Annotated in this window: 25 protein-coding genes; 7 read left to right on the plus strand and 18 right to left on the minus strand. The window is 67.4% G+C overall.

The window, feature by feature from the left end:
* Positions 1-34: 34 nt before the first annotated feature.
* Positions 35-3,586: an amino acid adenylation domain-containing protein gene (locus tag K8O92_04295; GenBank protein UAK33219.1), complete on the minus strand. Its 3,552-nt coding sequence runs from the start codon at positions 3,584-3,586 to the stop codon at positions 35-37.
* Positions 3,587-4,220: 634 nt separating this feature from the next.
* On the opposite strand from K8O92_04295, the gene K8O92_04300 reads away from it, so the two are divergent.
* The 6 genes from K8O92_04300 to K8O92_04325 all read left to right on the plus strand — a co-directional run bounded on the left by K8O92_04300 (position 4,221) and on the right by K8O92_04325 (position 10,199).
* Positions 4,221-4,415, plus strand: a complete 195-nt coding sequence (locus tag K8O92_04300) for a hypothetical protein (GenBank protein UAK36113.1) — start codon at positions 4,221-4,223, stop codon at positions 4,413-4,415.
* A gap of 57 nt (positions 4,416-4,472) precedes the next feature.
* Positions 4,473-4,922, plus strand: a complete 450-nt coding sequence (locus K8O92_04305) for a TIGR03667 family PPOX class F420-dependent oxidoreductase (protein ID UAK33220.1) — start codon at positions 4,473-4,475, stop codon at positions 4,920-4,922.
* 4 nt (positions 4,923-4,926) lie between these two features.
* Positions 4,927-5,508 carry a putative glycolipid-binding domain-containing protein gene (locus K8O92_04310; GenBank protein ID UAK33221.1) on the plus strand — a complete coding sequence of 194 codons (582 nt, stop codon included), beginning with the start codon at positions 4,927-4,929 and terminating at the stop codon, positions 5,506-5,508.
* A 48-nt stretch (positions 5,509-5,556) separates the two neighbouring features.
* On the plus strand, positions 5,557-6,486 hold the full coding sequence (locus tag K8O92_04315) for an RluA family pseudouridine synthase (protein UAK33222.1): 930 nt from the start codon (positions 5,557-5,559) through the stop codon (positions 6,484-6,486).
* 94 nt (positions 6,487-6,580) lie between these two features.
* The gene (locus tag K8O92_04320; GenBank protein ID UAK33223.1) at positions 6,581-7,324 is read left to right on the plus strand and encodes a CPBP family intramembrane metalloprotease; all 744 of its coding nucleotides are present in this window, start codon (positions 6,581-6,583) and stop codon (positions 7,322-7,324) included.
* 280 nt (positions 7,325-7,604) lie between these two features.
* A complete protein-coding gene (locus tag K8O92_04325) occupies positions 7,605-10,199 on the plus strand; it encodes a hypothetical protein (GenBank protein ID UAK33224.1) in 2,595 nt (864 codons plus the stop codon).
* Positions 10,200-10,395: 196 nt separating this feature from the next.
* Here K8O92_04325 and K8O92_04330 read toward each other — a convergent pair whose 3' ends face one another.
* The 5 genes from K8O92_04330 to K8O92_04350 form a co-directional block, all read right to left on the minus strand.
* A complete protein-coding gene (locus tag K8O92_04330) occupies positions 10,396-12,549 on the minus strand; it encodes an MMPL family transporter (GenBank protein ID UAK33225.1) in 2,154 nt (717 codons plus the stop codon).
* 43 nt (positions 12,550-12,592) lie between these two features.
* A complete protein-coding gene (locus K8O92_04335) occupies positions 12,593-13,066 on the minus strand; it encodes an EXLDI protein (GenBank protein UAK33226.1) in 474 nt (157 codons plus the stop codon).
* Positions 13,067-13,257: 191 nt separating this feature from the next.
* Positions 13,258-13,716 (minus strand): NUDIX hydrolase, encoded by a 459-nt coding sequence (locus K8O92_04340; GenBank protein ID UAK33227.1) that lies wholly within the window; start codon positions 13,714-13,716, stop codon positions 13,258-13,260.
* Between the two features lie 77 nt (positions 13,717-13,793).
* Complete coding sequence (locus K8O92_04345; GenBank protein ID UAK33228.1) at positions 13,794-14,240, minus strand: PIN domain-containing protein; 447 nt, start codon at positions 14,238-14,240, stop codon at positions 13,794-13,796.
* Positions 14,237-14,461: a ribbon-helix-helix domain-containing protein gene (locus K8O92_04350; protein ID UAK33229.1), complete on the minus strand. Its 225-nt coding sequence runs from the start codon at positions 14,459-14,461 to the stop codon at positions 14,237-14,239. Before K8O92_04350 ends, K8O92_04345 begins: the two co-directional genes overlap by 4 nt.
* Positions 14,462-14,567: 106 nt before the next feature.
* Here K8O92_04350 and K8O92_04355 point away from each other — a divergent pair, with 106 nt between their 5' ends.
* On the plus strand, positions 14,568-15,479 hold the full coding sequence (locus tag K8O92_04355) for an NAD-dependent epimerase/dehydratase family protein (protein ID UAK33230.1): 912 nt from the start codon (positions 14,568-14,570) through the stop codon (positions 15,477-15,479).
* A gap of 1 nt (position 15,480) precedes the next feature.
* On the opposite strand, the gene K8O92_04360 is transcribed toward K8O92_04355, so the two are convergent.
* The 12 genes from K8O92_04360 to rpsJ form a co-directional block, all read right to left on the minus strand.
* Positions 15,481-16,302 carry a phosphatase gene (locus K8O92_04360; GenBank protein UAK33231.1) on the minus strand — a complete coding sequence of 274 codons (822 nt, stop codon included), beginning with the start codon at positions 16,300-16,302 and terminating at the stop codon, positions 15,481-15,483.
* A 196-nt stretch (positions 16,303-16,498) separates the two neighbouring features.
* Positions 16,499-16,771, minus strand: a complete 273-nt coding sequence (rpsQ, locus tag K8O92_04365) for a 30S ribosomal protein S17 (GenBank protein UAK33232.1) — start codon at positions 16,769-16,771, stop codon at positions 16,499-16,501.
* Entirely contained in the window at positions 16,768-17,007 is a 240-nt protein-coding gene (gene rpmC / locus K8O92_04370; GenBank protein UAK33233.1) for a 50S ribosomal protein L29, read from the minus strand. The genes rpsQ and rpmC overlap by 4 nt, the downstream gene beginning before the upstream one ends.
* Entirely contained in the window at positions 17,007-17,423 is a 417-nt protein-coding gene (gene rplP, locus K8O92_04375; protein UAK33234.1) for a 50S ribosomal protein L16, read from the minus strand. The genes rpmC and rplP overlap by 1 nt, the downstream gene beginning before the upstream one ends.
* Positions 17,424-17,426: 3 nt before the next feature.
* Complete coding sequence (gene rpsC, locus K8O92_04380) at positions 17,427-18,221, minus strand: 30S ribosomal protein S3 (GenBank protein ID UAK33235.1); 795 nt, start codon at positions 18,219-18,221, stop codon at positions 17,427-17,429.
* Positions 18,222-18,650 (minus strand): 50S ribosomal protein L22, encoded by a 429-nt coding sequence (gene rplV / locus K8O92_04385; GenBank protein ID UAK33236.1) that lies wholly within the window; start codon positions 18,648-18,650, stop codon positions 18,222-18,224.
* Entirely contained in the window at positions 18,647-18,928 is a 282-nt protein-coding gene (gene rpsS / locus K8O92_04390) for a 30S ribosomal protein S19 (GenBank protein ID UAK33237.1), read from the minus strand. The genes rplV and rpsS overlap by 4 nt, the downstream gene beginning before the upstream one ends.
* Positions 18,929-18,943: 15 nt before the next feature.
* Positions 18,944-19,780, minus strand: a complete 837-nt coding sequence (gene rplB / locus K8O92_04395) for a 50S ribosomal protein L2 (protein UAK33238.1) — start codon at positions 19,778-19,780, stop codon at positions 18,944-18,946.
* A gap of 33 nt (positions 19,781-19,813) precedes the next feature.
* Positions 19,814-20,119, minus strand: coding sequence for a 50S ribosomal protein L23 (gene rplW / locus K8O92_04400; protein UAK33239.1), 306 nt, complete (start codon positions 20,117-20,119; stop codon positions 19,814-19,816).
* Entirely contained in the window at positions 20,116-20,826 is a 711-nt protein-coding gene (gene rplD, locus K8O92_04405) for a 50S ribosomal protein L4 (protein UAK33240.1), read from the minus strand. The genes rplW and rplD overlap by 4 nt, the downstream gene beginning before the upstream one ends.
* Positions 20,823-21,488, minus strand: coding sequence for a 50S ribosomal protein L3 (gene rplC / locus K8O92_04410; protein UAK33241.1), 666 nt, complete (start codon positions 21,486-21,488; stop codon positions 20,823-20,825). The genes rplD and rplC overlap by 4 nt, the downstream gene beginning before the upstream one ends.
* A gap of 14 nt (positions 21,489-21,502) precedes the next feature.
* Positions 21,503-21,808, minus strand: coding sequence for a 30S ribosomal protein S10 (gene rpsJ, locus K8O92_04415; GenBank protein UAK33242.1), 306 nt, complete (start codon positions 21,806-21,808; stop codon positions 21,503-21,505).
* Between the last annotated feature and the right edge of the window lie 440 nt (positions 21,809-22,248).

Raw genomic sequence — 22,248 nt, forward strand, 5'->3', positions numbered from 1 at the left:
CTCGCCCTGATGCGAGGCGCTCCTCTCCCCGGCCTCAGGCCATACTCTGAGTCTGCGACAGCACCTCGTCGTCGCTCATCGCGGATACCTCCAGGTACATCTTGGCCACCTGCGCCAGCCGGTCGGCATGTGGATCCCTGCTCTGAAGTCGTTGCGCGAGTCCCGCGACGGTGCGGGACGCGAACATGTCGGCAACCAGCGCGTGCTCGGTGTCCAGCCAGTCGCGCACGCGCGCGATGACGGTGGTGGCCAGCACCGAATCTCCGCCGAGCTGGAAGAAGTCGTCGTGCACGCCGACGCTGTCGACGCCGAGCACCCCGGCGACGATATCCGCGAGCGCGGCTTCCACATCAGTGCGTGGCCGACCGTCCGACCCATCCCCGGCGCTCGGTTCGAGCAGGGCAACCACGGCGCGGCGGTCCAGCTTTCCGTTCGCGGTCAACGGCATGCGATCGAGTACCTCGATGCGAGTCGGAATCATATAGCTGGGCAACAGCTCCGATACCGCATCGGTGATATCCGCGGCACATCCGGTGGGCCCGGACACCGCCGCGACCAGTTTCGGCGAGCTGTCGCCCACGACCGCGGCAACGGCATGGCGGACGCCGTCCACCGCCCGTAACGCGGTCTCGACCTCGCCGAGTTCCACACGGTAGCCACGGATCTGCACTTGATGGTCGGCACGACCCAAGAACTCGATGGTGCCGTCCGGCCAGTACCGGGCCAGATCACCGGTGCGATACCAGCGCATCCCCTCGTGTTCGACAAACCGCTCCGCCGTCCGCTCCGGATCGTTGCGGTAGCCGGCCGCCACGCCGGCGCCGCCGACCCAGAACTCACCCGGCACCCAATCGGGGCAATCACGGCCGGCCTGCGAGACGACCCGGCAGCGCACATTGCGCAGGGGCACGCCAAAGGGCACCGTCGCCCAGTGCTCGGGAGGATCGGCGACCTCACAGATGGTGTTGTGGATGGCCGTCTCGGTCGCACCACCCAGTCCCGAGAACCGGCAACCGGGGACCTGGCGCGCGAGTCGGCGTGCCAAGTCGGCGCCGACCCAGTCGCCGCCCAGTGTCACCGCACGCAGTGAGCCACCCAGTTCCCCACCGCCGACTTCCAGGATCATGTCCAGCATGGCGGGGACGCAATTGAGAATGGAAACCCGGTGACGGCGAAGGAGTTCGACCCAGGAGGTGGCCTCGGCGCGTTGTTCCGCGTCGAGCGCGACCACCGCTGCGCCGACCGAGAACATCCCGAAGATGTCATAGACCGAGGCGTCGAACTCCAGGGCGGACAGGCCGAGCACCCGGTCGGTGGAACCGACCTCGAACCAGTCGTTCACCGCGTCTATGGTGTTCATCGCCGCGCAGTGTGGGACGTCGACACCCTTCGGCACACCTGTGGAGCCCGAGGTGAAGATGACGTAGGCGATGCTGCGCGTGTCCGGGAGCACCGGCTCCCGCAACGGGTTCACATGCCGCCTGGCCGCGGTCATCGGCACACAGCGGACCTGTTCGCCCATGTCGGCGCCCTCGACGGTAAGGGCAACGGCCACCGCACCCGTCCGCAGGATCTCCGCACGCCGGGCTACGGGTTGATCGAATCCGATGGGCACGTAGGCGGCACCTGCCGCGAGAATGCCCAGCACGGCCACGATTTGGTCCGGCCCCTTGGGCAACTGCACCGCCACGGCGTCACCGGACTCGACACCGTTGTCGCGCAACGCGCCCGCGACGGCCAGCGCCTGCGCCGCCAACTCACGGTAGGTCCACACACCGTCCGCACCGTCGCGGCTCCACACCACGGCGGGCGCATCGGGTTTCGTCCGGGCGTGCTCGAACAGTCCTTGGTGCAGGCAACGCCCACTGACCGGCCCGTCGGTGGCGTTGATCTGCGCGCGCACCGCGGCCTGTGCCACCGGTAGCCGAACCGGCGCCTCGGCATCCCAGCCCGCCGACCCCTCGGCGAGCCGCGCGACCGCCTCGATGTAGCGGGCGAACATGGTGTCGATCATCCCCGCCGGAAACGCGGATTGCCGGACATCCCAGTTGAGCAGCAGTCCGCCACGGATCTCGGTGACCTGCGCGTCCAGCAGCACCTGCGGCCCCTGCGAGATGATCCATACCGGTTCGCCGAAGGTGCCGGTGACCGACTCGGCGAATAGTTCGCCGAGATTGAGCGCACTCGTGTAGACGATCGGCGCCAATACCGGCTCACCTCGGTATCGGCCGAGGTCACGCAGCACCTCCAGCCCGGAATAGGCGGTGTGCGCACCACTTTCGTGCATGCTGCGCTGCAGCGATCTGGCTCGCTCGGCGACGGTCACGTTCTCGGTGACGTCCACGTCCAGCATGATCGACGAGGTGAAGTCGCCGACCACCCGGTCGATGCCGGGGTCCACCGGCTCCCGGTGAAAAAGCGGCACATTCAGCAGGAACCGGCTCTGGGCCGACCAGCCGCCGATGGTCTCGGCGAATACCGCCGCCAATGCCATGGCGGGGGTGATCCCGCGCTCGTGCGCGGCCGCCGACAACCGCTCCTTCGCTTCCGGAGCCAGCCAGTGGTCGTAGCGAACCGTGCGATGCGGTTCGACGCGCTCCCCGACGGGAACGGTGGGCAGCTCCGGGGCGCCCGGCAGGTCCGGCAGCCGCTGCTGCCACCACTGGCGGTCACGCTCGCGGGCGGCGGTGTCCACCTTCCGCTCGGTCCGATATTGACGGTAGCTATAAGATTGCTCCGACAGCTGGGCTCCGTGATACAGCTCGGAGAGATCCGCGACCAGTACCCGATAACTCATCGCATCCCCAGCCAGCATGTCGACGTCAAGGTGTAGCCGGGTACGCCCCTCCGCGAGCAGGGTGAGTGTGACGTCGAAGACCTGTCCGTCCGCGATGTCCAAACGCTGATGGGTTTTTTGGTCGCGCAGTCGTGTCAAAGCCGCCTCGGCGGCGTCGTGCGCGTGCTCACGCAGGTCAACGACGCTGAACACCGTGCGTCCCGGCGCGTCCATCGTCTGTTGGGTACCGTCCGGCAGGAATCTGGTGCGCAGCATCGGATGCGCCGCCGCCAGGTCGGCCACCGCGCGCTCCAGTCGCGCGGGATCAACCTGGCTGCCGTCGAATTCGACGTACAGGTGCGCCGCCACGCCCCCGAGTTCCTGCTCGTCGGAACGTCCGATCCAGTATGCGTGCTGCATGGTTGCGAGCGGGAACGGGGCGAACTCGTCCGCCCGCTGCGCCGAATCTTCCGCCGTTCCGCCGGTCCGGTCCCCTACCTGCCGCCCGCTGCCGACGACGGCGCTTTCGGACGCCGCGGGTCGCGCGCCCGACGCGAGGATCCGGTGCCAGTCCGCCACTGTCGGCGCAGCGGCCAGTTCGGCGAAGTTGACGTCGTAGCCGCGCTTTCGCCAGGCGCCGGCCAACTTCATGGTGCGGATGGAATCGAGGCCCAGCTGGATCAGGTCGTCACGGTCGGTGATCGTGTCCGCGGCGACGCCCAGTTGCGCGGCCACCGCCTCGCGTACTTCGTCGGTGTCCATCGCCGCCGCCGCAACCGACTCCGCCCCGGTCCCCTGCCCTGACTCCATCACTGCCGTCACTCCTCTGTCTCGCGGGATGCCCGCACCGGTCCGGGCTGTAGGAACGCTTCGAAGTCCCAGCCGTTCCGGAGGTATCGCGCCGACCGCCCGGTCAGGCATCTCGGCAAGCAGCATATCGCAACAAATAGGGTTGCCTAACCTACATCTTGTTGTGCTCGGCGACTATCCCCAGGACGAACCCCGGCGCGCCTCCGCTCCCGCGTTTTGCATTCGCCGAGCACCTTCAGCGACCGGTTCCCCTCTTCGCCACCGGCGGCGCGAATTACACCGGCATCCGTCCGCGTCTCCCAACCCTCCGGCCTCAGCTCGCCGACATCCGCCAGCGTCCCAACATGGAAGACCGAGCCGACTTTCTGAGATGTGATCAGGGAGGGGCCGTGCGCAGGCACGGGAACAGCGGAGCACACCGTCCGCACCGCCGCGCCGCGATCGGCTCCCACCCCGAAGTTGTCCTCCCCGCCTTGTTACGTCAATGCGCGAAAACTGTTCCAGACCCGCGGTTTGCGTACTCCTGACGCGCCGGGGAAACCTCCGTAAACGGCGGTACATCCTGGTCCGATAGCTCGTGCACATCGCCAATTTCGAGCGACAGCGGAACTAGCGGAGCACAGGAGCATCGGATATGTATGGCATGGAGTTGTTCTCGGTTCTGTCGAGTTGCGCGCGTGACCCCGGCGAACTGAGTGCGGGCCAGGCGCACCGGGCCATGCAGGTGCACCTGGATTGCAGCGTGGAACTGTGCCGGGTCCGCCGCCGCGCGCGCAGGACGCTGGTCGAGGCGCGCTTGATGGTGCTGGATGAGCGGGCCACGCCGTAATGGCGGCCGCCGCGGGTCGGGCGGAATCGCCCCGGGTGCCGCGGTGTTGTTCCTGCCATGACCTCCACGGCATCCGATCGATCCGCCCCTGTCGTCGACACCGACACCGAATTCGGCGCGAAAGTCGCCGAACGACTGAACCGCGAGTCCGTCCTCTGGCTGACCACCGTCGGCCCCACCGGCACACCGCAGCCGAATCCCGTCTGGTTCCAGTGGCGCGACGGCGAATTCCTGATCTTCAGCCAGCCCGGCAAGCCGAAGGTGCGCAACATCGAGCGCAACCCCCGGGTCGCCTTGAACCTCAACAGCACCGAGACCGGCGGCGACGTGGTCGTGTTCACCGGTACGGCGCGCGTTGTCGAGCAGCGGCCCGGCGCCGATGAGATCGCGGCCTTCACGACGAAGTACGCCGATGGACTGCGCTCCATCGAGATGACCGACGAGCAGTTCTACGCCGAGTACTCGGTCGTGCTGCGTATCACCCCCGATCGCCTGCGCGGATTCTGACCCGATGATGTTCGCGCCGCCACCACCCACCGCCGCGTGGCGGCATCGGACCGCACGCGAGGGCTTCGAGGTGGCCTATTTCCGGGTCACCGAGCAAGGCGTGCTGATCGACGGCTGCACGACGGCCGTCGAGGACGGCACGGCCTGGGTGGTGGACTACCGGATAGCGCTGGATCCCGAATGGCGTACGCGCCGGGCCCAGGTCGCCGTGCGCAAACCCGGTGGCTGGAACACGCTGGTGCTGGAATCGGACGGTGCCGGGTCCTGGCTGCTGAACAGCATGCCAGCGCCGCTGCTCGACGGCTGCCTCGACGTCGACCTGGAGTCCTCGGCGCTGACCAACGCGCTTCCGGTGCATCGGTCGGCGCAGGAGGTCGGCGATGCCGCTCACGCGCCCGCGGCCTACGTGTACGCCTCCGGCGCTGCGGTGGGGCGGCTGGAACAGCGTTACGCCCGCATCGCCGACGGCGAGCACGGCCCTCGGTTCGACTACGCCGCCCCCGACGTCGACTTCACCTGCTGCCTCGAGTACGACAAGTCCGGCTTGGTGCTCGATTACCCGGGCATCGCGGTTCGCGCCCACTGAGGCGGCCTCGGACCTCCCGCAACCAGCCTGCGGCTAGGGTCGACACCGATGAGAAGGCGGCAACAACCGCCGTTGCCGAAACGGCACGGCTTGGACCCGGCTCGGCTGCGATTGCCGGAGCAGGGCGACTGGGCGACCATCCGGGACCACCTGGTGGAGCGCCTGCCCAGGGTGCCCGCGACGCGCATAGACGAACTGCTGCACGCGGGCGGCATCGTCGACCTGGACGGGCCGATCGCTCCCGACGCACCGTACGTTCCGGGCGGCGCGGTCTGGTTCCATCGCGATCTGCCCGAGGAGACGGTGGTCCCGTTCGACATCCCCGTCGTGCATCGCGACGACGACCTGCTGGTCGTGGACAAGCCGCACTTCCTGGCCACGATCCCGCGCGGTCGGCATATCCTGCAGACCGCGCTGGTGCGATTGCGCCGGGAGCTCGACCTCCCCGATCTGGTCCCGGCGCACCGGCTCGACCGCGTCACGGCGGGCTTGGTGCTGTTCGTGATCAATCCGGCCCGTCGCGGTGCGTACCAGACCATGTTCCACCAGCGCACCGTGCGCAAGGAGTACGAGGCGATCGCCCGGTTCGATCCCGGCCTCACGCTGCCCCGCGTGGTGCGCAGCCGGATCATCAAGGAGAAGCAGGTGCTCGCGGCCCAACAGGTGCCGGGCGAGCCCAACGCGGAAACCGAGATCGAACTGCTCGAGCACCGCGACGGCCTCGGCCGCTACCGGCTGCGCCCGCACACCGGCCGGACCCACCAGTTGCGCCTGCACATGAACAGCCTCGGCATTCCTATTCTCGGCGACGACTTCTATCCGGTGCTCACCGAGAAACCCGTCGACGACTTCACCAGACCGCTCCAGTTGCTGGCCGCCGTGCTCGAGTTCACAGACCCGATCACCCGCGAGCCGCGCCGCTTCGAGACCACTCGCACGTTGCGGGCGTGGACCGATCCGCACGGGTGGGCGGGCTGAGGGAAGCGGTCCGCACGCCAGGGAGAAGTGGCCTATTCATCAGTGGGGCGGGGGCGCGTAGCGAACCTGTTCCAGATCCGTACACTGGTCCGGGATGCCTGAGCCAGACCTAGCAGCAACAGTCCAGCAACGACGCAAGGTGCACGCATACATCGACGTCGCCGTCGTGGTGCTGGTCTTGGCGGGCACCAATCTGATCGCGCACTTCACCACCGCGTGGGCGAGCATCGTCACGGTGCCGGTGGCGGCGATCGCGCTGCTCGCATTGGTGCGCAGGCGCGGCCTCGGCTGGTCCGAGCTCGGGCTTTCCCCTCGGCACTGGCGGCGCGGCTCGCTCTACGCGCTCGGCGCGGCGGCGCTGGTCCTCGCCGTCGTCGCGATCGGGGCGGCGCTCCCGCTGACCCGGCCGTTCTTCCTGGCCGATCGCTACGCCACCATCTCGGGCGCGTTGATCGCCTCGATGATCGTCATCCCCCTGCAAACGGTGATCCCCGAGGAACTGGCATTCCGAGGTGTGCTGCACGGCACACTGCTGCGCGCGTACGGCGCGCGCGGCGTCTTCGCGGCGGGTTCCCTGCTGTTCGGTCTCTGGCACATCGCCTCCTCCTTCGGCCTCACCGCGGGCAACCGCGGCCTGAGCGGAGTCATCGGCGGGGGCGTCGCCGGACAGGTCATCGGAATCCTGCTCGCCGTGGTCGCGACGGCCGCCGCAGGTGCGGTGTTCACCTGGCTGCGCCACCGCAGCGGCAGCCTGCTCGCCCCGATCGCACTGCACTGGTCGGTCAACGGCGCGGGCGCCTTGGCGGCCGCTATCGTCTGGCACACCACGCTGAGCTGATCCCGCCCCCCGGGCAACCCCGCGGCGGTGAAAAAGCCGCTCCGGACGGGATGTGAATTCGAACTGAGTTTCGACACGCAGGTGGGCTACGAAATGGCCGCTCATCCGGATAATCGAGCCGCATCGTGAATTTCGGCAGTTCGGCGTGTCGCCGTCGGCCCGGATTCGGCCACGTTGACCACGAGCAGAGGGCGGTTTAGTCTCACTGGCGATCACACATATGTTCGAGCACTCATGTCTCCACCACCCGGCATGACATCTGCTCTTGGGAAGGCTCGCGATGCCCGACGAACTGTCGAACGGTAGTTCCGAGATCGCCGCGCTGGCGCAGCAAGTCGAGACCGCGCGCGGCAAATTGCCCCTGCAGCTGGACCCGGCGTTGCTGCAAGTGCTGTCCGAACGCGAGATCAGCGCGGAGCGCGAACTCGCGGAATGGATCCGCGCGCAGCGACGCAAGCAGCGGCGACTGGAGATCGAGGAAGAGCTGGCCGCACAGCGGCGTGACCGGAAGTCCGCGGCCGCGTTGCGCCGGTCGGAGGAGGCCGACGCCCGCTGGCACCGGCGCGCGCTGGCGGCGCGGCGGCGGGTGTCCAGCGAGGACGCGCGATTGGCGCAGCTCTACCGGCGGGCGGAGTGGTCGTCGCGTGCGTTGATCGCCGTCGTCGTGCTCGGCATGGTGTGGGCAGGGGTCAACGTGCAGCACAATCTCGTGCCCAGCGGCGACATGTCCGATCCGCTGTACTGGTTGAGCTACGGCATCGAGGCGATGATCTCGATTCCGATCATCACCATCATGGTGGCGGCGACGACCGTGGCACGGTGGGGCCGGGAGCTGGCGCGCGGCAAAGTGATCTTCTTCGAGGCGGCTCTGCTCGGTACGACCGTGGCGCTCAATACCGGACCGCATCTCGCCGCGGGGGACCTCGGCCGCGCCGCCGAGTACGCGATCGCTCCGGTGATGGTCGGCGTGGTGATCTGGTTGCACGCCTGGGTTTCCGCGCGGTACGCGGTGCTGATCGACGGCGCGCCGGTGATCGAGCGCGAACCGCAGCCGGTTCGGATCGACGCGGAGCGTATTCCTGGCCTCTCGGATAGTGATCGTCTTCGCCCGCTCGACGGCGTGAATTCGGCTCACAGCGAATTCGGGTGGGACACAGCGGCCCATCGGCACGAGGACTTCGATCCGGGACGCGGTGCGGAATCCGACAGGCGCATCAGTCAGCCGGACGGCGTGCACGTCCCACGGGCCGGACTTGATACCGCTGCCCACCGTTCGGCGGACACGGCGGTTGTCGACCGCTCCGATTCCCCGCGCGGCAAATCAGCCACAACGAACACACCGGTCACGTCATCGTCTGATGGCCACACCACCGACTCGGCGAACAGAGGCAACGTCAACGCGGAGCCGGCGCACAGCCACGCGGTCGCCTCCACCGCGAACGGCCACGCATTCCCCCACGTCACGAACAGCCGCAGGGCCGAGACCACGGTGAACGGTCACATCCTTCCGAATGGCCACGCTGCCCTGCCGATCGAAGGCGAGAGCGCCGACGGCAACGCCGCCGAGCTTCGCCTCGATGAGCGCCGCGTCCGTCCGGCTTCCAACGGCCACACCGTCGAGAACTCCACCACCGGCGCTGCCCATGACGTGCGGACCAACGGACACAGCGTCCGTCCGATCACCAATGGATACACAGCCGAGAACTCCCCCACCGGACGCACGCACGGTGACGAATCCACCTTTCGTCCGACCACGAACGGATACAGCGCCGAGAGCGTCACGGACGCGGCACATCACGCGCAGAGCAACGGACACGGCAGTCCTGCGAACACAAACGGCCACGCCGCCGGGATCTCACCCGGCCTCCGCGGTCGGGACCTGCGGGTCAACGGACACACCCCTCCCCTTGCCACCAACGGCCATACGGGCAGCCTCACGCCCGACGAAAGCACACATTCCTCCACCGCCAACGGCGAGGACGTGACAGCCCCGCCTGCGGATCATTCGGCCTCCGCTGTCGCCGATTACGTCTTCCATCTCCCCACCCACGAGCCCACGACCCGAGCGGCTGACGCCCCTGCGCCCACTTCCGAAGCGGACGCGGAACGTGGACAACCGAGCCAGGCAGGCGCTCCTTCGTCGGTCGACGCGGGCGGCACGATCGCGGACCCGGCGGATACCACCACGCAGAAGACGCGTCCCGAACCCACGCAGACGTCTCAGCAGATCTCGCTCGACGACCTGCACGATGGACTCGAATTACGGGAGCGTCGCCTCGTACCGCCGAACCGCGAGCACGGCACCGCCGTTGCGGCATCGCCGCATCCGCATGTCGATCACGGCGGTCATCCGGATCGCGCGCCTCGCGGAAACGACCCCGTTCGGCACCCGAGCGCCGGCGCCGCCGAACCCGGGCGCACACCGGCCTCGGCCACCACGGACGCCGCCACGCAGGTGCATCCGAACGCCACCGCTGCGCGTGCGGCGAAACGCGGAAAGTCGCTGTCCGGCGAGCAGAACGATCGCTCCGCCGAACCGGAGGGCGAACAACTCGCCCTCGAGCAATCCCCGGAACCACCGCGCCCGGAACCTTTGCCGATTCTGGATGCCGACGACGACGAGGGCGGCGAACTCCCCGCCGAGCCGGAAGAGGCCGACACCGACGACGACGAGATCTCGGCGATCGCGCGGGCCATCACCACCCGGCGCCTGTCCAGCTTGCCGATCGAGGAGGTCAGGGAAATCCTCACGCTCGCCGACCAAGGGGGCTCGACTCCCGCCATCGCGAACGAACTCGGTGTCTCCCGCGCGGCGGTCACCCGAGTTCTGGACTCGGCCATCAAAGTCCATCGCCCGTACGCGGTCATCGGCTGACACAGCCGGTCAGCGGCGTTCCGAGGTGGCCAGAACAGCCAACGGCTGATGCTCCGAGGCGACGACGCGAGCGAGGTTGCTCGATCGAGCCGCGGAATGTCCGCACCCTGCGCCACCGACGCCAGCCGGTTCGTATCGGAAAGGGCTGTGCACCGGGCGGATTCCCGGTGCACAGCCCTTTGCTCTGTTGGCGGCGTCAGAGCGCGCGCGTTCGACTATCCACCTCGGGCCCGCTCTTGGTGACCGAAACCTTCTCGGCAGCCTGGTCGCCGTGTCCGGGCCACCATGCTTTGTGCCCGATCAGCGCCGTGACCGCGGGCGTGAAGAACATCGCCATGACGAACGCGGCGATCGCGATGCCCACCGAGATGGCGAAGCCCATCTGGGCGAGGACATTGTTGCCCGCCAGCATCATCGACGCGAACGTTCCCGCCAGGATCACCCCGGCCGCGGCGATGGTCGGTCCGGTGTGCCGCAGGGCCAGCGCCGCGGCTTGTTTCGGCTCGTTGCCCTCGCGGGCCTCTTCCCGCAACCGGGCGACCATGAGGATGTTGTAGTCGGTGCCGAGCGCCACCACGAACAGATACATGATCACCGGCAGCGTGAAGATCAGCCCGGACTCGCCCTGGAACTGCTGGAAGACCAGCACCGCGGCGCCGAGCGTTGCGGCGAATCCGAGAAACACCGACGCCATCAGGTACCAGGGCGCCACCAGACTGCGCAACAGCAATCCCAGCACGATCATGATCAGGATCGCCGCCACCGGGAACACGATCGCGTAGTCGCGCGCCATCGCGTCCTGGAAGTCGACGAAGACGGAGGTCAGACCGCCGACCGCGGCCGTGGCACCGACGGGAGCCGCCGAGTGCGCCACATCGCGCAGCGGTCCCTTGACGGTCTCCAGCGCGGCATCGGACTCCGGCACGGCATCGAGCGTCACCGCGAAGTCGGCGATCGTCTTGTCCGCGGACAACTGCGGCTCGGCTACCTGTCCCACACCGGATACGGCGGCGAGCGCGGCCCGGTAGGCGGTGAGCTGATCGGCGGTCAATTCGCCGCCGCCGGACCGCAACAGAACGTCCGACGGCTGCGTAGTACCGGCAGGCATGCCCTTGACCAGTTCCTTGCTGTAGACCACGGATTCGGACGCCTCGGAGGTCTGCCCGGAGCTGAGGTCGAACGTCGGGTGGAAGCCCAAGGCGAAGATCCCCAGCGCGACCAGTACCCCGCCGGAGACCGCGGCGAAAGCACCGGGTCGTCGGCCGAGTGCGTTGCCGACCGCCGTGAACCGAGCTCCCTTCGGCTCGGTCCGCCACGCTTTCGAGGGCCAGAAGACTTTGGTGCCCAACAGGGAGACCACCGCGGGGACCAGCGTCAACCCTGCCGCGAGCGCGATCGCCACCGCGATCGCCAGTGCCGGGCCCATGGCGCGGAACATGCCGAGGGTGGACAGCACCAGCGCCATGAACGCGATGATCACCGCGCCCGCCGCGGACGTGATCGCCTCACCGACCCGGCTGACGGCGCTGACCATGGCGGTCTTGGCATCCTCACCCGCGCGCAACCGCTCGCGGTAACGGAACATCAGGAACAGGATGTAGTCGGTGCCGACACCGAACAGCACGACCACCAGGATGGCGTTGATCGATGCGTCGATCTGCAGGTCGAAGGCTCTGGCGACCATGGCGATCAATCCGCCGACCATGCTGGAGATCGCGCCGATCACGACGATCGGCAACAACGCGATCACCGGGCTGCGGAAGATGATCAGCAGTAGCACCAGGATCAGCACGATGGTGGCGACGCCGACGATGGCCAGGCCCTTCTCGCTGGATTCCTGCTGGTCGAGCACCTGCGCCGCCTGGCCGGTGATGCCCGCCTTCAGGTCGGTGTCCGCGACGCTCTCCTTCAGCCGCGTGCGCAGCGCCTTGACCGCGTCGCCCTGCGTGGTGTCGCTCGGATCGGTCACCTTGGTCATCTGCACCGCGATGATCTGGATCAGCCGGTTCTCCGAGGGTGGGGCCGGTTGGATCGCGGTGACGTCCTTGACCTTCGCGCCGCGCAGATCAGCGGCGACCGCTACCACCGAAGCCGAGTCCGCCTCGGTCAGCGGCGCACCATCCTTCCGGGCGAACACGATGATCGCCGCGGTAGCGGAGCTTTCCGGAAAAGCCCTCTGCTGCAATTCCAGCGCCTGAATCGACTCGTAATGCGAAGGCAGGAAGGCGGATTGGTCGGTCGTTGATTTCAGTTCCGGCGCCGTAGCCACCACCGCGATGGCGAGCAGCACCCACAGGCCGATCACCTTCCACGGATTGTGGACGACCACGGCCCCCAGTCGTGCGAACATCTGCTGTGAAATCCTTTCCGGATTCGGGAAAAGCTTCGGTCTCTCAGATCTGGAGGTCCTGCGAGGTGGGGTTCTCGGCCACATCGACGACGGTCCGATAGATGTGCTCCGGAATCCGCCCCAGCAGTTCGGCGGGCGAGTCCACGATCTCGACCGTGTAATCGCCCCACTCGCGGCCGCCGGACCGGAGCAGGTCCCGCCAGGTCTTCCATTCGGTCCAGTCGATCGCGACGGACATTCCGCGCCATGACGATTCCCGCCGGTGCACCACGAACTTGCCTTTACGGCTCACATAGACCCGCACCACATCCATCCCGGCTTTGGTGTACTCCCGGGACTCGCCGAGCAGTCTGCCGAAGAACCGCTGTCTGCGCCCGCCGCCGGGGCCGACCCGCAACACGATCTCCCGAAGATCCTCCACCCCGCCCCGCTCGCCGGAATCCTTCAGGAAGGTGACGCCGCCGGCTTGCTCGTCGGCGGTGGCCACACCGGCCGGATTATTCGGATCGGTGGTCATGGCAAATCCCCATTTCATGGATGAATGCACACCCGAGCGTGCGCCTACCGTCAGCCGGCCCGTGCCGAATCCGCTGTGGAGGTGCGAGTTCGATGTTTCCAGGAAGGCCGAGCTGCCATGTCACTATAAGTAGATGTATACGTATAACGCAAGCGCTGACTTACCGCAGGGCACGCCGGGCCGCCGCTCGGCTAATCACCCCGCCCGACCGGACGGCCATGTTCGAGATACCGGGGGCAGCCGTCGATGTGCGCGAGATGTGCTTGCCGCACCCGCCGAGCGAGACGCGGTATCAGGTAGTCATCGAGAGCGCCGACCGAAACCCACTGCCAGGCGTCGAGTTCCGACTCCTGCAATCGGATGGTCCGCTCCTCGGCGCCGAGTTCACCGCAATCGAATACGTAGAGCGCCTTGTCCCCCTCCTCGGGACTCGGAGCCCAGTCGTGCACGAGCAGCCGACGAACGAACCGGTCGATCCCCAACTCCTCACCGAGTTCCCGCCGACAAGCCGCGGCGGGCGCCTCCCCCGGCTCCACATACCCACCCGGCAGATCCCAGCCATTGCCATAGGTCTTGTGCACAAGCAACACTTCGTCGCCGCGAACGAACAACGCCCCCGCAGCCAACCGCGCTCGCCCGAACTCCGCCACCACCCCACCCAACCACGGAAGACACCGTTAGGGCCGCAACGCCGAGCCGAGGCTCGAGCTGCCGATACGCGGCCTACCTAGGACGTGGGGCGCAAGTCGTCCGGCAGGATGCGAAATGCGGAGTAGCGACCGAGAGGCCGCAAAGTTCGGAAGTCACGTCGGTCGAGCGTCAGGATGGTGTCGGTATCGAATTCGTCGGCCAGAGCCACACACACCGCGTCCACCAAATCGAGGTTCAGGGTGCCGTACTTCCCCCGGATGTCGACCGCAGTGCGCAACTGCGCCGCATCGACGTTCGAGATGACGATCCGCGTCGACGCGACTCGCTCCGCGATCAGAGTGAGAATGCCGTCGGCGACCGCACGTCCGGCCCGGACACTCGCAACATGATGCACCTCGGTGAGCACCAGCGGACTGACGACGATCGCGCCCGCCGAATCGGCTGCTCGACGCACCGCGAAGTGCTCGGGGCCCGAACGATTGAATAGCGCCAGAATTCCAGAAGTGTCGGCCACGACGATCATGCGGGTCGGTTCATCGCATTGCGGATGTCGTCCTTGGCGATCGGCCCACCCAGATCGAACGTCTCGTCATCGCCGAGCAGGGGCGTCTCCCATTTGCGGTGCCGCATGAGATAAGCCCGGACCGCGTCACGAGTGATCTCGTGCTTGGAGCGCCCCTCGGCGTCCGCTTGCGCGTTGAGCGCCGCCTCTTCGTCGTCCGGCAATCGCATGGTCCAAGCCATACATAATGGTATCAGAGGTGATACCGCAGTTCTGTGCCCTTCCGTCCGCGAGCTATCTCGCCCGACCTCGCTGATCCGGACTCATACGCGGTGACAAGATCGAGTGGTGCGCGTTCTCGTCACCGGAGCGAATGGTTATCTCGGTCGGGCGGTCGTGGATCTGCTGGGTAGAGCAGGCCATGTGCCGATCGCGATGGTTCGCGGGGGCACTTCGGCCATGCGGGAGACCACTCGGGTCGCCGACCTCCTCGACGAGAGCGGGCTCCGCGACGCACTGCGCGGAGTACAGGTGGTCTGCCACCTCGCCGGGCTGACTCGGGCGCGAGAGTCCACGGTCGATCCGCTCCGGTACTTTCGCGTCAACACGGGCGGGACCGTCGCCTTACTGGACGCGATGGCCGCTGCCGGGGTCGCGCGGATCGTCTTCGCCTCGACCGGCTCGATCTACGGGACGCCTGAGCGCCAACCGATGACAGAGCGCCTGCCCGACGCACCGCCGCACCCGTACGCCGCGAGCAAACTGGCCGCCGAGTCCGCGATCTCGGCACAGGCGCGAACCGGCCGCTTGTCGGCCACCGTGCTGCGCTTGACGAACGTGGCCGGTGGCGCGGACCGCGACCCCACGCGCTTGATTCCCCGGGCGTTCGCCGCCGCGGTGAATGCTTCGGCATTGGAGGTCAATGGCGACGGCAGCGCGGTTCGCGATTACCTGCACGTCGTCGACGCCGCCGCGGCTTTCGTCGCTTGCGTCGACAACCCGCCGCCGGACAGGTTCCGCCGGTACATCATCGGCAGCGGCCACGGCAGCAGCGTCCTCGACGTCGTAGCCGCCGTCGAGCGGCGGACCGGCCGCCGGATCCAGCTGATCCATCGGCCACCGGCATCCGAACCCGCCACGCTGATCAGCGATCCCACCCGGGCGATAACCGAACTACCCTGGTATCCGTCCTATTCCGAGCTCGACACCATCGTTCGGGATACCTGGGCGGCCGGGGGGCACTCGCCCGGACCCGGTTGATTCACCCACCGAGCCCCGCACGGTCGAGCAGATAGGTGGTCAGCGGCCGGTAGTACTCCGGGTGCACCCCGTCATCGAGCGGAACCGTGACGGCGATCTTGCCCTCGACCTGCCCGGCGAACAGTGCGGGGTCGTTGGAGTCGGCGAATCCGACGGTTTCGATGCCCGCTTCGCCCGCGGCGCCTGCCCAGCCGTGATCGGCGATGACCAGGTCGGGCCAGTGGCCGGCCCCGGCGTCGCGCAGTTCCCGCAGGACCGCCCGCATCGGGTGCGGATCGTGCGTGTGCTTCAGCCGCCCGTCGTCGCCGAGCGCCGCGACCCCCGAGGTGTAGACGATTTCGCGATTCTGCGACCCGATGCGAGCGGTGACCCGGTAGGACCACCCGGCGGCAGGCGTCAGCACCACGCATCCCGCCGCGCGCAACGCATCCTCGACAGCTCGATAGACATCCATGAGCGTTTCCGGATGCCCGGTCGCCAGGATCACGGTCTCCCGGCGGCGAGCCGCGAGCCCGATCCGCGTCCCCATCGCATCCAGCGCGTCGAGAGTCAGGTCCGCATCGATGGTGTCGGGGCCCCGCAGATGACGCGGATCTGGGCTGACCCCGCACAGTCGCGCCATCATCGCCAAGGTCTCGTCGAAGGTCCAATCCCTCAGTGTCAGCCCGAACTGGTACCTCGGCTCCTTCTCCACCATCTTGCGATAGTGCGAGAGATTCCCCTCCCGGGGCGTCGCGACGTGCCCCGCTATCCGTGTCTCCAGGAGGTGCTTTCGAAGCAGCTCGCGGTCATCGGATCGACCGGGTCGAGTCGCATATCCCACCGCTCATACCTCCACATGGGCCGTCGGTGCAACCGATCACCGTTCCGGTCACCGAGACGCCGCGGCCGGTTGCTGCCGCAACACGAACACGACAGTACCTATCGGCGGCCCAGCTATCGGGCACTGCCCGGATACGGCGAAGGCCCGCTCTCCGGGACGGGGAGCGGGCCTTGCGGTTTCACGCCGTGGAAGAGGCTTACTTGGCCTTCTCCAGGACCTCGACCAGACGCCAGCGCTTGGTGGCCGACAGCGGACGGGTCTCCATCAGCTGAACGCGGTCACCGATACCGGCGATCTCGTTCTCGTCGTGCGCCTTCACCTTCGAGGTGGTGCGAATGATCTTGCCGTAGAGCGGGTGCCGGTTACGGTCTTCCAGCTCGACGACGATCGTCTTGTTCATCTTGTCGGAGACAACGTAACCGACACGCACTTTACGGGTGCCGCGCTGCCCTTCTACTTTGTCGCTCATGCAGCATCTCCCTTGCCAGCGGGTCCGGTGGCCAGACCGAGCTCGCGCTCACGCATGACCGTGTAGATGCGCGCGATCTCGTGACGGACGACGCGCAGACGACGGTTGTTGTCCAGCTGACCCGTCGCCATCTGGAAGCGCAGGTTGAACAGCTCTTCCTTGGAGTCGCGCAGCTTGGCCACCAACTCCTCTTCGGTGAGCTCGCGGAGCTCTGCGGCCGGTGTTCCGGTAGCCATCAGAACTGCTCCTCCCTGGTCACGATCCTGCACTTCATCGGGAGCTTGTGCATCGCGCGGCGCAGCGCCTCACGAGCGGTCTCCTCATTCGGGTAGCTCATCTCGAACATCACGCGACCGGGCTTGACGTTCGCGACCCACCACTCCGGCGAACCCTTACCCGAACCCATGCGGGTCTCGGCGGGCTTCTTGGTCAGCGGGCGATCCGGGTAGATGTTGATCCAGATCTTGCCGCCACGGCGGATGTGGCGAGTCATCGCGATACGCGCCGACTCGATCTGCCGGTTGGTGACGTACGCCGGCTCCAGCGCCTGGATGCCGAACTCGCCGAACGCCACCGAAGTGCCGCCCTTGGCCATGCCCGAACGGCCCGGGTGATGCTGCTTGCGGTGCTTCACCTTGCGAGGCATCAGCATGCGTCAGCCCTCCTGTGTCTCTGCCGGAGCGTCGGCCACCGCGGTGGCGGCGCGCCCGGCCTCGGTGCTGGTCGCCGTGGTGCCGGTGGAACCGGACCGACGCGGGCGGCTCGGCCGCTCCCGGCGCGGACGCTCGGGCGCGGCGGCAGCGGCGGCCAGCTCACGCTTGCCACCGACGATGTCGCCCTTGTAGATCCAGACCTTCACGCCGATGCGACCGAAGGTGGTCTTGGCCTCGTAGAGGCCGTAGTCGATGTCGGCGCGCAGCGTGTGCAGCGGCACCCGACCCTCGCGGTAGAACTCCGAGCGCGACATCTCGGCGCCACCGAGGCGGCCCGAGCACTGCACGCGGATGCCCTTGACGTTCGGCGAACGCATGGCCGACTGGATGGCCTTGCGCATCGCGCGACGGAACGCCACACGGTTGGACAGCTGCTCGGCGACGGCCTGGGCGACCAGCTGCGCATCCGACTCGGGGTTCTTCACCTCGAGGATGTTCAGCTGCACCTGCTTGCCGGTGAGCTTCTCCAGCTCGGCGCGGATGCGATCGGCCTCGGCGCCGCGGCGGCCGATCACGATGCCCGGACGCGCGGTGTGGATGTCCACCCGCACGCGATCACGGGTGCGCTCGATCTCGACCTTGGAGATGCCCGCCCGCTCCATGCCGGTGGCCAGGAGCTTGCGGATCGCGACGTCTTCCTTCACGTAGTCCGCGTACTGCTTGTCCGCGTACCAACGCGACTTCCAGTCGGTGGTGATACCGAGGCGGAAGCCATGGGGGTTGATTTTCTGTCCCATTTACTTTGCCCCTCCCTTCCGGCGGTTACGAGTGGCTCCACCGGCGGTGGGGATGCTCTCGACCTCGATGGTGATGTGGCTGGTGCGCTTGCGGATGCGGAACGCACGCCCCTGGGCACGCGGCTGGAACCGCTTCATGGTCGCACCCTCGTCGACGTAGGCCGTCGAGATGACCAGCGTGGCCGGGTTCAGGCCGAGGTTGTTCTCGGCGTTGGCCGCGGCGCTGGCGACGACCTTGGCGACCGGCTCGCTCGCGGCCTGGGGCGCGAACTTCAGCAGGGCGAGGGCGTCCTCGACACGCTTGCCGCGGACCAGGTCCACGACACGGCGTGCCTTCATCGGCGTGACGCGAACGTGCTTGGCGGTCGCGCGCGCAGTCGGGTTCGACGGAGTCGTCAGCAGTGTCTGATTGCTCTTCGCTTCGCTCATCGCCGCTTGCTCTTCCGGTCTTCCTTGACGTGGCTCTTGAACGTCCTGGTCGGCGCGAACTCACCGAGCTTGTGCCCGACCATGGACTCCGAGACGAACACCGGCACGTGCTTGCGGCCGTCGTGCACCGAGAACGTGTGCCCGATGAAATCGGGGATGATGGTCGAACGACGCGACCAGGTCTTGATGACCTGCTTGGTGCCCTTCTCGTTCTGCACGTCCACCTTCTTCAGGAGGTGGTCGTCGACAAACGGGCCTTTCTTGAGGCTGCGTGGCATTTCTTACCTCCTCCTTCAGCGCTTCTTGCCGGTCTTGCGGCGGCGGACGATGAGCTTGTCGCTCGGACGGTTGGGCTTGCGGGTGCGGCCTTCCGGCTGGCCCCACGGCGAGACCGGGTGGCGACCACCGGAAGTCTTGCCCTCACCACCACCATGCGGGTGGTCGACCGGGTTCATGACGACACCACGGACGGTGGGGCGGCGGCCCTTCCAGCGCATGCGGCCGGCCTTACCCCAGTTGATGTTCGACTGCTCGGCGTTGCCGACCTCGCCGACGGTGGCGCGGCAGCGCACGTCGACGCGACGGATCTCGCCGGAGGGCATACGCAGGGTGGCGTAGGGGCCTTCCTTACCGAGCAGCTGGATGCTCATGCCCGCCGAACGGGCCAGCTTGGCGCCGCCGCCCGGACGCAGCTCCACCGCGTGGATGGTGGTACCGGTCGGGATGTTGCGCAGCGGCAGGTTGTTGCCCGGCTTGATGTCGGCCGTGGGGCCGGACTCGATGCGGGTGCCCTGCGTCACGCCCTTGGGGGCGATGATGTAGCGCTTCTCGCCGTCCACGAAGTGCAGCAGCGCGATGTTCGCGGTCCGGTTCGGGTCGTACTCGATGTGGGCGACCTTGGCCGGGATGCCGTCCTTGTCCAGGCGACGGAAGTCGATCAGCCGGTAGGCGCGCTTGTGACCGCCACCGCGGTGGCGGGTGGTGATCCGGCCGTGCGCGTTGCGGCCGCCGGACTTGGTCAGCGGGCGCAGCAGCGACTTCTCCGGTTCCGACCGGGTGATCTCGGCGAAGTCCGAGACGCTGGCGCCACGACGGCCCGGCGTTGTCGGCTTGTACTTACGGATTGCCATGAGTTCTTCTCTGCTTTCTGGATTCCCGGGCGCTTAGGCGACCGGGCCTCCGAAGATCTCGATGGGCTTGCTGTCGGCCGAGATGGTCACGAGCGCGCGCTTGGTGTTCTTGCGCTTGCCGTAACCGAAGCGGGTCCGCTTGCGCTTGCCCTGACGGTTGGCGGTGTTGACGCTGGTCACCTTCACACCGAAGACCTTCTCCACGGCGATCTTGATCTGCGTCTTGTTCGAGTCCGGGTGCACCAGGAAGGTGTAGGTGCCTTCCTCGATCAGTCCGTAGGACTTCTCGGAGATGACCGGCGCCAGCAGAATGTCGCGGGGGTCGGCGATGGTGGTCACTTGCTCTCCTCCTGTGCAATCGCCGCGTTGTCCTGCGCGGACTCCGCGGGGCCGTGCACGAACGCGTTGAGCGCCTCGACGCTGAACACCACGTCGTCGCTGTTGAGCACGTCGTAGGTGTTGAGCTGGTCGGGAGCGATCGGGTGCACGTTCTGCAGGTTCGCCACGCTCTTCCACGCGGCGAGGTCCTCGCGGCCGACGACGACCAGGAACTTCTTGCGGTCCGACAGCTCGGCCAGGAAGCTCTTCGCGGTCTTGGTGGACGGGGTCTGGCCGGCCACCAGTTCGGTGATCACGTGGATGCGCTCGTTGCGAGCCCGGTCGGACAGGGCGCCACGCAGGGCGGCGGCCTTCATCTTCTTGGGCAGGCGCTGGGTGTAGTCGCGCGGCTGGGGGCCGTGCACGGTGCCACCGCCGGCGAACTGGGGCGCGCGGGTCGAACCCTGACGGGCGCGACCGGTGCCCTTCTGCCGGTACGGCTTCTTGCCGCCGCCGCGCACCTGACCACGGGTCTTGGTCGCGTGCGTGCCCTGGCGGGCCGCGGCCTGCTGGGCCACGACGACCTGGTGCATCAGCGCGAGGTTGGCGGTCACGTCGAAGATCTCCGCGGGGAGATCGACGGTGCCGTTGGTCTTGCCACCGATCTCCTTGACCGGCAGCGTGAGATTTGCAGACTTCTTCTCTGTGTTCACAGCAGAGCTCGTCATGCGTGCGCACCACCCTTCACGGCGCTCTTGACGATCACGACGCCGCCCTTGCGACCCGGGATCGCTCCCTTGATCAGCAGCAGGCCGTTCTCGGCGTCGACCTTGTGCACCGAGAGGTTCTGCGTGGTGACCCGGTCGTTACCCATCCGGCCCGACATGCGCATGCCCTTGAACACGCGGCCGGGGGTGGCGCAGCCACCGATCGAACCCGGGCGACGGTGCACGGCCTGCGCACCGTGCGAGGCACCCTGACCACGGAAGCCGTGGCGCTTCATGGTGCCCGCGAAGCCCTTGCCCTTGCTGGTGCCGGTGACGTCGACGTAGCTGCCCTCTTCGAAGACGTCGGCGCTGATCTCCTGGCCGACCTCGAAGGTGGAGGCGTCCGCGACGCGGATCTCGACGACGTGGCGGCGCGGGGTGACGCCCGCCTTGGCGAACTGGCCGGAGACCGGCTTGTTCACCTTACGCGGGTCGATGGCGCCGAAAGCGACCTGGACGGCGCTGTAGCCGTCGCGCTCCACGGTGCGGATCTGGGTGACGACGTTCGGCCCCGCCTTGATGACGGTGACCGGAACCACGCGGTTCTTGTCGTCGAAGACCTGGGTCATGCCGAGCTTGGTGCCCAGGATGCCCGCGGCCGGCCTGTTCTTGTTGTCAGTCATGTCTCGAGTCCCCGTCACTGAATGTTGACGTCGACGCTGGCCGGCAGGTCGATGCGCATGAGCGCGTCCACCGTCTTCGGCGTCGGGTCGAGGATGTCGATGAGGCGCTTGTGCGTACGCATCTCGAAGTGCTCGCGCGAGTCCTTGTACTTGTGCGGCGAACGGATGACGCAGTACACGTTCTTTTCGGTCGGCAACGGCACCGGGCCGACGACGCGTGCCCCGGTGCGGGTCACCGTCTCCACGATCTTGCGCGCCGATGCGTCGATCGCCTCGTGGTCATAGGCCTTGAGCCTGATGCGGATCTTTTGTCCCGCCACGCTAAGTGTCCTTTTCTCCGCTTTCCTTCGTGGCCCGGAAGCCGGCTGTGCCGACCTTCTGGACCACCCTCATTTGCACAGCCCGAACACACGAAGACGTCCCAGCCCGATCGGTCGAGCCCGGAGGAGGCAGCCTGCGATTCACGCAGGGCCCTCGGTCGAGCCAGATCCGACACAGTGGAGACCACGACCGGGCACGCCCGATCCTCGCCGCTGTTCATCTGTCATGGTTCTCCGGTACACGCGGTCGGGCGTGTCGCTCTCCCGCTTATTCCTCGGCCTCGGATCGCAAAGCATCTCAGGCCTGGAACGCTGTCCCGGACGTACCCACACCGGAAACCCGGTGAGGTACACGATGGGGTACTGCTCGCCCCGCCCGACCACCCGTTTCACGAGGAAACAGACATGGCCCGGTGCAGGGCAACCCGAACAGTATGCAC

Origin of the sequence: Nocardia asteroides, assembly GCA_019930625.1 — a bacterium.
In the GTDB taxonomy this organism is placed as follows: domain Bacteria; phylum Actinomycetota; class Actinomycetes; order Mycobacteriales; family Mycobacteriaceae; genus Nocardia; species Nocardia sputi.

Bases quoted from the DNA above. Each gene is read 5' to 3' on its own strand.
- K8O92_04295 (UAK33219.1), bottom strand. From the start codon at position 3,586: ATGGAGTCAGGGCAGGGGACCGGGGCGGAGTCGGTTGCGGCGGCGGCG.
- K8O92_04300 (UAK36113.1), top strand. From the start codon at position 4,221: ATGTATGGCATGGAGTTGTTCTCGGTTCTGTCGAGTTGCGCGCGTGAC.
- K8O92_04305 (UAK33220.1), top strand. From the start codon at position 4,473: ATGACCTCCACGGCATCCGATCGATCCGCCCCTGTCGTCGACACCGAC.
- K8O92_04310 (UAK33221.1), top strand. From the start codon at position 4,927: ATGATGTTCGCGCCGCCACCACCCACCGCCGCGTGGCGGCATCGGACC.
- K8O92_04315 (UAK33222.1), top strand. From the start codon at position 5,557: ATGAGAAGGCGGCAACAACCGCCGTTGCCGAAACGGCACGGCTTGGAC.
- K8O92_04320 (UAK33223.1), top strand. From the start codon at position 6,581: ATGCCTGAGCCAGACCTAGCAGCAACAGTCCAGCAACGACGCAAGGTG.
- K8O92_04325 (UAK33224.1), top strand. From the start codon at position 7,605: ATGCCCGACGAACTGTCGAACGGTAGTTCCGAGATCGCCGCGCTGGCG.
- K8O92_04330 (UAK33225.1), bottom strand. From the start codon at position 12,549: ATGTTCGCACGACTGGGGGCCGTGGTCGTCCACAATCCGTGGAAGGTG.
- K8O92_04335 (UAK33226.1), bottom strand. From the start codon at position 13,066: ATGACCACCGATCCGAATAATCCGGCCGGTGTGGCCACCGCCGACGAG.
- K8O92_04345 (UAK33228.1), bottom strand. From the start codon at position 14,240: ATGATCGTCGTGGCCGACACTTCTGGAATTCTGGCGCTATTCAATCGT.
- K8O92_04350 (UAK33229.1), bottom strand. From the start codon at position 14,461: ATGGCTTGGACCATGCGATTGCCGGACGACGAAGAGGCGGCGCTCAAC.
- rpsQ (UAK33232.1), bottom strand. From the start codon at position 16,771: ATGAGCGACAAAGTAGAAGGGCAGCGCGGCACCCGTAAAGTGCGTGTC.
- rpmC (UAK33233.1), bottom strand. From the start codon at position 17,007: ATGGCTACCGGAACACCGGCCGCAGAGCTCCGCGAGCTCACCGAAGAG.
- rplP (UAK33234.1), bottom strand. From the start codon at position 17,423: ATGCTGATGCCTCGCAAGGTGAAGCACCGCAAGCAGCATCACCCGGGC.
- rpsC (UAK33235.1), bottom strand. From the start codon at position 18,221: ATGGGACAGAAAATCAACCCCCATGGCTTCCGCCTCGGTATCACCACC.
- rplV (UAK33236.1), bottom strand. From the start codon at position 18,650: ATGAGCGAAGCGAAGAGCAATCAGACACTGCTGACGACTCCGTCGAAC.
- rpsS (UAK33237.1), bottom strand. From the start codon at position 18,928: ATGCCACGCAGCCTCAAGAAAGGCCCGTTTGTCGACGACCACCTCCTG.
- rplB (UAK33238.1), bottom strand. From the start codon at position 19,780: ATGGCAATCCGTAAGTACAAGCCGACAACGCCGGGCCGTCGTGGCGCC.
- rplD (UAK33240.1), bottom strand. From the start codon at position 20,826: ATGACGAGCTCTGCTGTGAACACAGAGAAGAAGTCTGCAAATCTCACG.
- rplC (UAK33241.1), bottom strand. From the start codon at position 21,488: ATGACTGACAACAAGAACAGGCCGGCCGCGGGCATCCTGGGCACCAAG.